At 68.3% G+C, this 10358-nt stretch carries 15 protein-coding genes; 6 read left to right on the top strand and 9 right to left on the bottom strand.

Annotated elements, in window-relative coordinates:
* Positions 1-9: 9 nt before the first annotated feature.
* The 6 genes from QR78_RS34365 to QR78_RS35670 form a co-directional block, all read right to left on the bottom strand.
* Entirely contained in the window at positions 10-207 is a 198-nt protein-coding gene (locus QR78_RS34365) for a hypothetical protein (RefSeq protein ID WP_125900903.1), read from the bottom strand.
* Between the two features lie 372 nt (positions 208-579).
* Complete coding sequence (locus QR78_RS24255) at positions 580-810, bottom strand: hypothetical protein (RefSeq protein WP_053221059.1); 231 nt, start codon at positions 808-810, stop codon at positions 580-582.
* Between the two features lie 313 nt (positions 811-1123).
* Positions 1124-1819: a hypothetical protein gene (locus tag QR78_RS34370; RefSeq protein WP_125900905.1), complete on the bottom strand. Its 696-nt coding sequence runs from the start codon at positions 1817-1819 to the stop codon at positions 1124-1126.
* Positions 1820-2234: 415 nt separating this feature from the next.
* Entirely contained in the window at positions 2235-2864 is a 630-nt protein-coding gene (locus tag QR78_RS24260) for a CatB-related O-acetyltransferase (RefSeq protein WP_048430162.1), read from the bottom strand.
* A gap of 33 nt (positions 2865-2897) precedes the next feature.
* Complete coding sequence (locus QR78_RS35100) at positions 2898-3047, bottom strand: hypothetical protein (RefSeq protein WP_158004073.1); 150 nt, start codon at positions 3045-3047, stop codon at positions 2898-2900.
* Positions 3044-3262, bottom strand: coding sequence for a hypothetical protein (locus QR78_RS35670; RefSeq protein WP_053221060.1), 219 nt, complete (start codon positions 3260-3262; stop codon positions 3044-3046). The genes QR78_RS35100 and QR78_RS35670 overlap by 4 nt, the downstream gene beginning before the upstream one ends.
* A gap of 543 nt (positions 3263-3805) precedes the next feature.
* Here QR78_RS35670 and QR78_RS24270 point away from each other — a divergent pair.
* From QR78_RS24270 to QR78_RS24275, 3 genes are all read left to right on the top strand, one after another.
* Entirely contained in the window at positions 3806-4264 is a 459-nt protein-coding gene (locus QR78_RS24270; RefSeq protein WP_048430163.1) for a protein tyrosine phosphatase family protein, read from the top strand.
* A 324-nt stretch (positions 4265-4588) separates the two neighbouring features.
* Positions 4589-4825, top strand: a complete 237-nt coding sequence (locus QR78_RS34380) for a hypothetical protein (RefSeq protein WP_125900907.1) — start codon at positions 4589-4591, stop codon at positions 4823-4825.
* 64 nt (positions 4826-4889) lie between these two features.
* Entirely contained in the window at positions 4890-6146 is a 1257-nt protein-coding gene (locus QR78_RS24275) for an SfnB family sulfur acquisition oxidoreductase (protein ID WP_048430164.1), read from the top strand.
* Positions 6147-6231: 85 nt separating this feature from the next.
* Here QR78_RS24275 and QR78_RS24280 read toward each other — a convergent pair whose 3' ends face one another.
* Positions 6232-7113 carry a YihY/virulence factor BrkB family protein gene (locus tag QR78_RS24280; RefSeq protein ID WP_048430165.1) on the bottom strand — a complete coding sequence of 294 codons (882 nt, stop codon included), beginning with the start codon at positions 7111-7113 and terminating at the stop codon, positions 6232-6234.
* Positions 7114-7383: 270 nt separating this feature from the next.
* Between QR78_RS24280 and QR78_RS24285 the strand changes: the two genes are divergently transcribed.
* From QR78_RS24285 to QR78_RS24295, 3 genes are all read left to right on the top strand, one after another.
* The gene (locus tag QR78_RS24285) at positions 7384-8274 is read left to right on the top strand and encodes a DMT family transporter (protein WP_048430166.1); all 891 of its coding nucleotides are present in this window, start codon (positions 7384-7386) and stop codon (positions 8272-8274) included.
* Positions 8275-8328: 54 nt separating this feature from the next.
* On the top strand, positions 8329-8706 hold the full coding sequence (locus tag QR78_RS24290; protein WP_053221061.1) for a hypothetical protein: 378 nt from the start codon (positions 8329-8331) through the stop codon (positions 8704-8706).
* A gap of 83 nt (positions 8707-8789) precedes the next feature.
* Positions 8790-9191, top strand: a complete 402-nt coding sequence (locus QR78_RS24295; protein WP_053221062.1) for a hypothetical protein — start codon at positions 8790-8792, stop codon at positions 9189-9191.
* Between the two features lie 45 nt (positions 9192-9236).
* On the opposite strand, the gene fliP is transcribed toward QR78_RS24295, so the two are convergent.
* Entirely contained in the window at positions 9237-10001 is a 765-nt protein-coding gene (fliP, locus tag QR78_RS24300; RefSeq protein WP_048430169.1) for a flagellar type III secretion system pore protein FliP, read from the bottom strand.
* Between the two features lie 113 nt (positions 10002-10114).
* Positions 10115-10273 carry a hypothetical protein gene (locus tag QR78_RS35105; RefSeq protein ID WP_158004074.1) on the bottom strand — a complete coding sequence of 53 codons (159 nt, stop codon included), beginning with the start codon at positions 10271-10273 and terminating at the stop codon, positions 10115-10117.
* Between the last annotated feature and the right edge of the window lie 85 nt (positions 10274-10358).

The following is a 10358-nucleotide window of genomic DNA, read 5'->3' on the forward strand; positions in this document are numbered from 1 at the left end:
CTGAATGCGTCAATGCACTAGAATGGTGTCCTGTCCGTCTCCGCCGTACAGTTCGTCGTCGCTCCCTCCACCGTAGATGAGGTCGGCGCCGCCATTGGCACGGATGATCACCTTGCTGGGAGACGCAGTGAAGTCAAACACGTCATCCGTGTCGTTCGGATCGTAAGGAGTTAGGGTAGAACCCGGTTCGTATTTGTATTCGGACATTTCAAACTCATATTACAAAAATCAGCGATATTTCTACCATATGCTGCATGCGTAGATTTAAAAAATATTTAATACCGCCGTAAAAGATCGTTCGCCTTGAAGTCATCGTTATTTGGTAAATATTTCCCTTCTTTCAATGTCGAAGCCAATTTTATTCAATCATGATAATTCAATATCCGCGGTAATTTGAACGAATGGGTAAATGACTGAGCCGGGGCTGGCCGTCTCACAATGCCATTAGATGATAAAAGTTTATGCTGAGCGGCTTGTACACCGTCATTGGGATAGAGGTATGCCTGAACATGGCCGCCGACTGTAAGCGCCAGCAGCGCTCGGCGTGCATCTGCGTGGCATGGGCCAGCATGTCCCTCGTCACCGACACGTCGCGGCTTCCGCACGTGAGCACACGATGCGCAAGGCGATGTCCGGGAAGGGCAGATCCGCCGGGAAGCGGTCGATCGGGATGACGACGTGCCGCCGGCAGCCGTGGCCGGTGACAGCCGCGGTGACGTCGCCCTGGGCGCGCATGTCGCCCACGGTCGGCGGCGCGATCTCCCAGCCGTTCTCGTCATAGGCCCGGCGCGGGTTGCGGCCGCGCCTCACCCCGCGTCCCCGCCGTTCATCTCCACAAGGGCCCGGGCCGATCATAGGCCGACCGGATCAGCCCCGCCTCGAACGGGTCCGTCATGTCGAGGTCTTCCCAGGCGGGCCACCATGTCACCCGCTCCCTGGCGTGTTCGTGCAGCCCTTCGGCAATGACGTCGAGGGGTTGGGGATCGGTGGGAGGGTGGGTCACCGGCCGATCCTCGCGTCCAGCCGCCGCGCCGCCCGCATCAGGCCCGCCACCGCGGCCCAGGCGCAGGCCAGCACCACGGCGGAGGTGAGGGTAAGACGAGCTTTAGCGGTCATCGCTTTTCTATTTTGTCGGAGTGGTGATAATCACATTCATATTATATTTATTCAGTTCTAATGGCGTATTTTTCATGGGATTTTCTTGCACATCGAACGGAATTCGCGCGTTATCGAACACGGCCTTTAAGATATTATCAGCGTCGGATAGATTTTTGGTGTCAGACACGAGAAGGCCGATACCGCTTGGAGGGGGCGATGCAATGCCTGTCATTTGTCCGGTTTGCACTTTCCATCCAGCAGCTTGCAGAGCGCCAGAGACTTCAGCGAATAAATATTTCATATCTGCCGCATTTGTATCCATAAGCATCAATATTGAAGATTGTTTCTTTGATGCCTCATCAATGATTGCTTTTTTCTGATCATCACTGAGCCGGCGGGGCATTAGGCCCTTGACCTGCGCGCCCTGTTCTTGGACACGCGCCTCAATCTCTAGCCTCGCAATTCGCTCCTGCTCAAGTTCTATCGCGAGCTTGAGAGATCGCTCATGAGCTTGGCTTGCGGCCTCGTTTGCCCTGCCCGCCGTGGCATTTGCGCCCGCAATATCTCGGTTCGCGGCGGTTTGGGTCTCCTCGCTGATGTAGTATGAGATTACGGACGAACCCAGGGCGGCAACGACAGCGACGCCGCCCCCCACAGCGGATGCTGCCCATAGCCAGAACACAACTAATTGCCAAAATTGAAGTGAGAAACCCCACAGCATGACTGCCCCCCTAGCCGTAATGTTTATTGGAGTGGCCCTTGGGGCGGCTGCCTGTATCGGCTTTGTAGCTTTTGCAGCATTTCAGACACGTCGTTTTCTGCGCCAAGAGCGGCGCCGATAAAGAATGGTAGCTATGGGAGCATCCACCTGACATGCTATACAGATCCATCGGTTGAGTCGCATCTCCGATGGTGGACGAAGCCGGGCCGCTTGCACAAGCGCCCGGCTTCATTTTTTCAACCTACGATTTGGGGTCGGTTCGGCCCGTCTACGGTCCTGCCTGCTCAGACTGTCGCCAGCAGCACTGCCGTCTTGACCGCGTTCCGCTGCTGCGGCCCGGTCACGCCCTCCCGCGCCAGCACCTCGACCGCGTAGGCGTGCGCCAGGACGGTCGCGGCGACGTCGGGAGATGATGCTATAAGGCCTCGCCCTCCAGGCCTCGCGCCGCCGGGTCCCCTTCGGCCATGGCGAGGAATGTCTCCAAATCCGGGCTAAGAATGGCCGACATCGCTGCCGAAATCTTCTCCTCCGACCAGTCCCACCACGCCACCTGAAGCAGGCGCGCGATGGTGCCCGGCTCGAAGCGGTAGCGTACGACTTTCGCGGGGGTGCCGGCCACGATTGCGTAGGGAGGCACCTGGCCGCGAACCAGGCTACCCGCGCCGACGATCGCGCCGGACCCAATCTCCGCACCTGAAACGATCGTGCAGTTGGCTCCGAGCCAGACGTCGTGTCCGATCGAGACGTCGCCGCGAGTGTCATGGTCATCGCCACCACCAGCAGCCGTAGGCCAGGCGCCCGAGAGCGCGTTGATCGCTCGAAATGGATAGGTCGTGACGAGGTCGGTTCGGTGGTTCCCCAGGACGATCGTCACGTTCGGGCCGATGGAGCAGAACCGGCCGATGCGCAGCCGTGCGAGATCCGGTTCCAGGATGCGGGGAATCCCATAAGTGTGGTCCCCGATTTCCCACCCCCAGGTGGCAATTTCGCTGGCGAGGCGGAGGCGCGTCAGCTCCGAGAAGGTAGGATTTGGCTTGATCGTCATCTCACGCTTGCGTCGAGAGTTGGGTGATGAGGCCTACATTGGAACGGCTGCGGCGACGTCGAGCCTGCCCTTCCCGATCTCGATCACCACCAGCTTCGACGGATCCGCGGGATAGGCCGAGACCGCCCCGTCGAGCGCGTCGTCGATGAGGAGCTTCGCTCGGTAGGCCTCGCCGCCCGTCACCTTTTGAACTCCCAGATCGGTATCGTGACCGGCACCTTCACCAACTCGTGCCGATAGCAGGTCCGCAGCCCAATGCTGACCCACTCGGCTGTGGCCTCGTGCGCGTCGGCCAACGCTGGGATCAGGACGCCGCAGTAGTCGCTGCGGATCGCGCCGAGCGTGGGCGACACCCCGAACAGCCGCAGCGTGTCCCACCCGGTCGCGTGCGCCTGCATCCCCCCAGCGCTCGACGAACTCGCCGCAGCGCTCTTGCGTCTCAGCCCACTCCGCTTCGCGCAGCCCGCGGCACGGGACGACGCCGGGGGAGAGGCTGGCGAAGCCGCGGGACCAGGAGAGGATGGTCGAGGGGAGGGGAGTTGGCAGGCCGAGCATCGAGCCCGACGCCAACCCTCCGGTTATTTGTTGTCGAAAGCCACCACATGGGCGGCCATGGCGAGGACCAGAGTTCACCAAAATCAGCTAGTGACCACCGCTTCCCAAGCTGAATGTCGTCGGTTCGATCCCGATCGCCCGCTCCATCCAATGCAGTCGTTCCCCAGGCGTTTTTGACGATCTGCCTCTGGATGAGGATTCGGCCCTGTCGGGATCTGTTCCTCGCGGCCGTTGGATGAGAGACGTCACTCCGCCATAATCCATGGTTTGCGGGCCGCGCCGCGTGCGGGGCGCATGGCGGTCGTCCCGTGCGCAGGAATGGCGGTGGCACGGATCGTGTCGCGGGCGGTGCCGTCGTCCCGGCGTCGCGAGCGGGGAGAGCGACGATGGACGTCAAGCGCCTGACGGACGACCTGTCCGTCGCCGGGCAGGTCGGGCCCGCCGATGTGCCGGCAATGTCCCGGGCCGGGTTCCGGGCCTTGATCTGCAACCGTCCCGACGGGGAGGGGACGGACCAGCCGGACTTTCGGGAGATCGAGGTTGCCGCCCGCACGGCCGGGATCGAGGTCCGCTACCTGCCGGTCGTGTCGGGCCGGGTCTCGAACGCGGATGCGGCGGCGTTCGGTGCGCTGCTCGGGGACCTGCCGACGCCCGTCCTCGCCTATTGCCGGACCGGCACCCGCTCGACGACGCTCTGGTCGCTCCACGAGGGCGCCCGCGGCCGGCCGGAGCCGGAGATCCTGGCCGTGGCCCGGGCGGCGGGCTACGACATGACCGACGCCATCCGGCACCTCGCCTCGGCGGACGGGCCTTCCAAGCAGGGGTCGGCTACCTCGCCGACGTAGAGGCCCCGCTGCCGGTCGAGCTTGAGCCTCGCCGCTCGACACGGCGCCGCGACCCGGGCGATTGGCAGGCCTGAGGGCCGGCCCGGATCATGACCGGCGGCGGGATTCTCCCGTTCGTCCGATCGGTCGCACCGTGGCCGCGCCGATCCCGACCGGCGCGTACCTGCCCGCAATCGGGGCGACGCCCCACGCTTCATTGCGCCCCGATCGCGCCGCGATACCGGGACGCTTTTCATCCGTCCGGTGTCTCGAAGGAAGCGGGCCCGCCGCGCTTCGCACCCCGGGTTCGGCCCGCCGCCGCGATGGTCGCCCGGTGCGCCGGCGGTGACCCCGCGCAAACGCCTTTCCCTCGATCGGTGCTCGGCGGGAAACGAAATTCCAGAAAAGCCGCGAAATAAACCGATCGCTTCGTTTGACGGAAACATCGTCCTTTGCGACGATTTTGACGTCATCGAGACGTTCCAGGCAGTCGTGCCGGAGACGGTTTTCGTTCTTTGCGGCAATCATCTGCATCGACTGTTCCGGATGCCATGCTCGGGGCCGGCCTTTCCCGTGCAGTGACGGTCGCCGCGTGCGCGGCGTGCCGCCCGGGATCCCGATTCTTCGACCGAACGCGGAGCGACCCATGAACATCGCCGTCAATCCGAACCTCGTCGCCGGGCACGTGCCGCAGGGGACGCCCGGGCCTGCACGTCCCGCGACGCCCGCCCACGTCATCCGCGACGATGCGGAGGCGATCCGGGTCGCGCACGACCTGGCGGCGCGTTTCCGGGAGGGGGCCTCGGAGCGCGACCGCACCGGCGCACGGCCGCTCGCGGAGCTCGACGCATTCTCGCAGAGCGGCTTGTGGTCGATCAACGTGCCGCGCAGCCATGGCGGGCCGGAGATCTCGTACCGGACGCTGGCGCAGGTCGTCGCGATCATTGCAGCCGCCGATCCCTCGATCGCGCAGATCGCCCAGAACCATCTCGGCATCGTCGCGGCGATCCGCACCGTGTCGGAGCCCGAGCAGCAGGCGCGGCTCTTTTCCGCGGTGCTCTCCGGCCTGCGCTTCGGCAACGCCTTCTCGGAGAAGGGCACCAAGCGGGCCGCGGAGTTCGAGACGCGCTTCAGCGATCACGGCGACCACGTCGTCGTGCGGGGCCGGAAATTCTACGCCACGGGCGCGCTGCTCGCCCATCTCGTGCCGATCGTCGCCGTCGATGACCAGGGCCGGCCCTGGTACGCCATCGCCGAGCGCGACGCGCCGGGCCTCACGGTGATCGACGACTGGTCGAGCTTCGGCCAGCGCGGCACGGCGAGCGGCACCGTGATCATCGACGACGTGCGGGTCGAGAAGAGCCACCTCGTGCCGGCCTGGCGCGGCTACGAGGCGCCGCGGGTCGACGGAGCCATCTTCCAGATCATCCAGGCGGCGATCGATGCGGGAATCGGGCGGGCCGCCCTCGACGACACCATCGCGTTCGTGCGCGAGAAGGCGCGGCCCTGGATCGACAGCGGCCAGGAGCGGGCCTCGGACGACCCCTACACGATCCGGGCCGTCGGCGACCTGACGATCCGCCAGCACGCCGCCGAGGCGCTGCTCGACCGGGCGGGCCTCGCCGTCGATGCGGCGGTCGTGAACCCGACGCCCGAGAGCGTGGCGGCGGCCCAGCTCGCGGTGGCCGAATCGAAGGTGCTCACCACCGAGGTGGCACTCGCGGCCTCGAACACCCTGTTCGAACTCTCCGGCACCCGCTCGACGCTCGCCGAGCACAATCTCGACCGGCACTGGCGCAATGCCCGCACCCACACCCTGCACGATCCGGTGCGCTGGAAGGTGGCGATCATCGGCAATCACGCGCTGAACGGGGTGAACCCGCCGTTCCACGCCTGGAGCTGACGAGCCCGGCTCATACCGACGGTCGTTGAAAACGACCTTCGGTTCCGGTCTCGAATCGATGCGCCAGCATCTCGGGCCGTTGGTGTTACAGCAGCTTCACGGTGTCCCGCCGCCTCTGGGCCTGGGCCTGGAGGCGGCGGCGGCGGGCGGCGATCACCGTGCCGTTGATCTCGCCGCCGAACAGGAACATCGCGGCGAGCCAGTAGACGAAGACCAGGAAGACCATCGCGGTGGCGAGGCCCCCGTAGGTCGACACGTAGGCGCTCGAGAACCGGTCGAGGTACATCCCGAAGCCGAGGCCGGCCAGCACCCACAGGCAGAGCGTCACGGCGATGCCGGGCAGCACCAGGACGACCGGCCGGCGCCCGGCGGCGATGAACTTGTGGGCGATCACCAGCACGGTGGCGACGAGGAGCACCGTCACGCCGACCCGGCCGACCGCCACGGTGAGGCCGAGCGGCTCCAGCCCCGGCGCGACCAGCACCAGCCCGCGCCAGACCAGCGGGCCGAGCACCACCAGGAAGGTGAAGGCCAGCATCGCGAAGGCGGCGCAGACGACGTAGCCGATCGATTCGAGGCGCGTCAGCCACCACGGCCGCGTCTCGCGCAGGCCGTAGGCCCGGTTGAGGCCGACCCGCAGGCTCTCGACCCCGCTCGACGAGAAGTACAAAGCCAGCACCGCGCCGAGGGTGAGGAGGCCGCCGCGCTGCTCGGTCAGTACCCGGTGGACCTCCCCGGCGATCGGGCCGGCGACCTCGCTCGGCCAGATCTCGAACAGGAGGTTGCCGGCCTCGTCGGCGAGCGACTTGGTGCCGAACACGCCGGCGAGCGCGGTGAGCAGGATCAGGAACGGAAACAGCGAGGTCAGCAGCGAGAGGGCGATGTGACTCGCGATCGCCCAGCCGTCATGGGCGACGAAGCGCTGGGCCGCGATGGCGGCGATCTCCAGGGCGGTGCGGGGACGGATCACGGCGCGCGGACTCTCGGGCTGATCGACATCTCGTGTCGTCCGGGGAAGGCCGCGTCCGGCCGGTGACGCGTCCGACGGGCTTGCCGCCTCAGGTAGAGCGCGGGGCCCCGTCCTGGGAAGCCGGGCGGCCAGAAATCCGGTCGCCGCGTCCTTCCGGGCACGGGGGAGGGGGCTGTGCCGAGGCGCAAGCCCCGCGTGGCGGGCGGGGCCGCCCGCCGACGGCGCCGGTTGCACGGCGGCCGCGCCCGTGCTCGTTGCGCCGTCATCATGAGCCGCCTCCTGCCCCTGTCCGACGCCGCCTGGCCCGCCCGCCTGGCCCCCGGCCTGTTCGTGCTGATCTGGGCCACGGGCTTCGTCGTGGCGCGGCTCGTCGCGCCGCACGCCGAGCCCCTGACCTTCCTCTCCGTCCGCTTCGGGCTCACCGCCCTCGTGCTGACCGGGCTTGCCGTCTCGGCCCGCGCGACCTGGCCCCGGGGCTGGCGCGGCTGGCGCGACGCGATGGTGGCCGGGATCCTGATCCACGGCATCTATCTCGACGCGGTGTTCTGGGCGGTGCATCGCGGGCTGCCGGCGGGCATCGCCGCCCTGGTGGCGAGCCTGCAGCCGCTGCTCACCGCCGCGGTGGCCGGGCCGCTCCTCGGCGAGCGGGTCTCGCTTCAGCGCTGGCTCGGCATCGCGGTCGGGCTCGTCGGCGCCGGGCTGGTGCTGGCGCCCAAGCTCGGAGCGGCCGGCGGCATTCCGCCCGAGGCGCTGGCCGTCTGCTTCTGCGGCACGGTCGCCATCACGTTCGGCACGCTGTGGCAGAAGCGCAAGGCCGTCTCGGTCGACCTGCGCACCAACGCGGCGGCGCAGTTCGTCGGCGCCCTGCTGTTCACCCTGCCGCTCGCGCTCCTCGCCGAGACCGGGCAGTTCGACCTCTCGACGCCCCTGCTCCTCGGCCTCGCCTGGGCGGTGCTCGGCCTGTCGGTCGGCGGCATCCTGATCCTGCTCGGGCTCATCCGCCGCGGGGCGGTGGCGGGCGTCGCGGCGCTGTTCTACCTCGTGCCGCCGGTCTCGGCCGCAATGGCGTTCGGGCTGTTCGGCGAGACCCTGGCGCCGGTCCAGCTTCTCGGCATGGTGGTGGCGGTTCTGGGCGTGGCGATCGCGAGCCGCGGTTAAGTCCCTGGTGGGACTCGCGGCGCTAGGCTGGCGCGACCCTCGGAGACTATCCGCATGCTGCGCCCCGCCGTGATGATCGTGCCGCTCGCCGCGAGCTTGACGCTCGGCGCGAGCTTGACGCTGGCTGCAGCCTTGGCGCTCGGCGCGAGCCTGGCGCTCGCCGGTCCCGCGGCGGCGGACGGCTTCCCTCACGGCGATCCCGGGGCACCGGCCGGCGACAGCCGCCCGCTCGCCGGGTACGAGACCGGGCGCCGGCCGGCGACGAGGCCGGTTCATCGGGGCCGCAGGCTCGTCGCCGCCGTGCCGCGGGGCTCCACCCTGCGCCCGGTCTCGTACGGCGAGATCGAGGGTCCGGTCTTCCACGCCTGGCTGCCGCGCAACACCAACCTGCCGATCTACAACATCCCGCCGCCGTTCTTCCCGGAGCCGTGAGGGGATCCGCCCGGGCGCGGTCGGGATCGAAGCGAGACGAGGGGCGTTAGACTTGGCGTCGAAGCCCGCCAGGAAGCCGAGCCGTGCCCGATCCGACCCTGTTCGATTCGCGCGTGCCGCACGCGATCGTATCGATCCCCCCCGCCGCGCCGCCCCAGATCCTGTCCGGCCCGGACCCGCGGGCGATCGACCTCTCGGAACTCGATCGGCTCGACGATGGCGAGCGCGAGCGCCTCGCCCGGGCCGGCCAGGACGCCCTCGACGCCTGCCTGCGCCGCTTGAGCCCCGCGGAGCGCGCGGCGTTCTGGCACGCGGTCTGCCGCTGCTACAACCGGCCCTACAATCCGGTCGAGGGTTCGGGCGGCGAGGCCCCGGCGGCCGGGACCGTTCCGGTCGAGATCGTGCTGGCCGACGCCGCGCCCGGGCTGCCCGATCCGCACGTGATCGAGGCGGTCCGGCCGGACCGGGACGGCGCCCGGCGGTGAGCGCGGCCGCCGAACGGGACGGCGCATCTCGATCAGCGTCGCGGATCAGCCGCCGTAGCTCTGCACCAGCGAGCCGGCCACCAGGGTCCAGCCGTCGACCAGCACGAAGAAGATCAGCTTGAACGGCAGCGCCACGGTGGCGGGCGGCAGCATCATCATGCCGACCGACATCAGGATCGACGCGACCACGAGGTCGATGATCAGGAACGGGATGAACAGCAGGAAGCCGATCTCGAAGGCGCGCCTGAGTTCCGAGATCATGAAGGCGGGGGTCAGCACCTCGAGGCCGACCGCCTCCGGGGTGGCCGGCGTCCCGGCCCGGGCGAGATCGAGGAAGAGCTTCAGGTCCTTCTCGCGCACGCTGCGGAGCATGAACGCCTTGAACGGCTGGCTCGCCCGCTCGAAGGCCTGGCTCTGCTGGATCTGGCCGGCGAGCAGCGGCTCGATGCCGGTGCGGTAGGCCTCCCGCGCCGTCGGCGCCATCACGAAGGCGGTGAGGAACAGGGACAGGCTGACGATCACGGCGTTGGGCGGGGCCGTCTGGGTGCCGAGCGCCGAGCGCAGGATCGACAGCACCACCACGATGCGGGTGAACGAGGTCGCCATCACCAGGACCGAGGGCGCCAGGGCCAGCACGGTGATGAGGGCGACGAGCTGCAGCGCCCGCTCGGTGACGCCGCCGCTCGGGCCGAGATCGACCGTCAGGCTCTGCGCGAGCGCGGGCGCACCCGACAGGAGCAGGAGGGCCGCGGCACGCGGGAGGACCTGCGCGAGGGTCCGCAGGGGAAGGCGACGATTCGGGGGCACCATGGCGGGCGCACCCTGGGCCGCGGCGCCCCGGCCCGCAAGCGCCACGCCCGCCTCGCCCCATCGAGGGCGGGCGGGCGCGGTTCCGGTGCAACAGCGTCGGGGTTAGGTCCGGCTCAGCGCTTGTCCAGCGGCCGGCCGAGGAGCCGGGCGAACTCGGCCTCGATCTCCTCGACCGAGAACGGGTTCTGGACGGAGGCCGGCTTCGCGGCCGGAGCCGGCTCCTCGGGAGGCGCAGGCGGCGGGGGCGGCGCGGCCCAGGGTGCGCCCGCCATGGTGCCCCCGAATCGTCGCCTTCCCCTGCGGACCCTCGCGCAGGTCCTCCCGCGTGCCGCGGCCCTCCTGCTCCTGTCGGGTGCG

This window comes from Methylobacterium indicum (assembly GCF_001043895.1).
GTDB classification, from domain to species: domain Bacteria; phylum Pseudomonadota; class Alphaproteobacteria; order Rhizobiales; family Beijerinckiaceae; genus Methylobacterium; species Methylobacterium indicum.